Raw genomic sequence first — 1784 nt, forward strand, 5'->3', positions numbered from 1 at the left:
AACATCCTGATACCCAACTTGCACTCGAAAAAGCCAAAGCCTTTCCCGGCTTAAAAGGGATGGATTTAGCCAAAACAGTCACTGCCAAACAGCCTTACCAGTGGATGCAAGGAAGTTGGACGCTAAAAAATGAATTACCCGACGCTAAATTAGCGACTGAATTGCCATTGCATATTGTGGCGTATGATTTTGGTGTGAAACGTAATATTTTACGTATGCTGGTGGATAGAGGGTGCCAAGTCACGGTTGTACCTGCTCAAACATCAGCTCAAGATGTTTTAGCCCTTTCTCCCGATGGTATTTTCCTTTCTAATGGCCCCGGGGATCCAGAGCCCTGTGATTACGCCATTAACGCCATTCAAACCTTTTTAACCAGTGATATTCCAGTATTTGGTATTTGTTTAGGGCATCAACTATTAGCATTAGCGAGCGGCGCAAAAACCATCAAAATGAAATTTGGTCACCATGGTGGCAATCATCCTGTTAAAGATTTAGATAAAAATACGGTGATGATCACAGCGCAAAACCATGGATTTGCCGTTGATGAAACCTCTCTTCCTGCTAATTTACGTGTGACACATAAATCTCTGTTTGATGGTTCTTTACAAGGCATTCATCGCACAGATAAACCAGCATTCAGTTTCCAAGGTCATCCAGAAGCGAGTCCTGGACCGCATGATGCCGCACCTCTTTTTGATCACTTTATCGAGCTTATCGCGCAATATCGTCAAAACCTGCAATCAGTGACAACCAAATAAATCAGGAGCGAAAGAAATGGCTAAAAGAACAGATATCAAAACAATCCTGATTTTAGGTGCAGGTCCGATTGTTATCGGGCAAGCGTGCGAATTTGACTATTCAGGCGCTCAAGCATGTAAAGCCCTACGTGAAGAGGGATATCGAGTTATTTTGGTAAATTCAAATCCTGCAACCATTATGACCGATCCTGAAATGGCCGATGCAACGTATATCGAGCCTATTCACTGGCAAGTTGTGAGAAAAATTATTGAAAAAGAGCGTCCTGATGCTGTATTACCGACAATGGGAGGACAAACAGCACTAAACTGTGCGTTAGAGTTAGAGCGCCAAGGTGTTTTAGCCGAGTTCGGTGTCACCATGATTGGTGCCACAGCTGATGCAATTGATAAAGCAGAAGATAGACAACGCTTTGATAAAGCGATGAAAAAAATCGGTTTAGATACAGCTCGTTCAGGTATAGCACATACGCTGGATGAAGCTTTTGCTGTTGCTGAACAAGTGGGTTTTCCTTGTATTATTCGTCCTTCATTCACGATGGGCGGAACCGGTGGTGGGATTGCTTATAATCGTGAAGAATTTGAAGAAATTTGTATTCGAGGTTTAGATTTATCACCAACCAATGAACTGTTAATTGATGAATCACTCATTGGCTGGAAAGAGTATGAGATGGAAGTGGTGCGCGATAAAAACGATAACTGCATTATCGTTTGCTCCATTGAAAACTTTGATGCAATGGGAATTCATACGGGAGATTCCATTACTGTCGCGCCAGCACAAACACTTACCGACAAAGAATATCAAATTATGCGTAATGCCTCGATGGCGGTATTACGTGAGATAGGTGTTGAAACGGGGGGATCTAACGTTCAGTTTGCTGTTGATCCTAAGACAGGACGCTTAATTGTTATTGAAATGAATCCTCGAGTTTCTCGTTCATCCGCGCTTGCCTCTAAAGCGACTGGCTTCCCAATTGCGAAGGTCGCTGCAAAATTAGCGGTAGGCTATACCCTTGATGAGCTGATGAA

The 1784-nt window shown here is 42.9% G+C and carries 2 protein-coding genes; both read left to right on the forward strand.

Annotation, left to right across the window (positions count from 1 at the left end; translation table 11 throughout):
* A partial coding sequence (locus tag BHE89_RS16155; protein ID WP_128860630.1) for a carbamoyl phosphate synthase small subunit occupies window positions 1–758 on the forward strand: 758 nt, incomplete at its 5' end.
* Between the two features lie 16 nt (window positions 759–774).
* A partial coding sequence (gene carB / locus BHE89_RS16160; protein ID WP_128860631.1) for a carbamoyl-phosphate synthase large subunit occupies window positions 775–1784 on the forward strand: 1010 nt, incomplete at its 3' end.

Source organism: Shigella sp. FC1967 (assembly GCF_001743005.1).
GTDB lineage: Bacteria > Pseudomonadota > Gammaproteobacteria > Enterobacterales > Enterobacteriaceae > Proteus.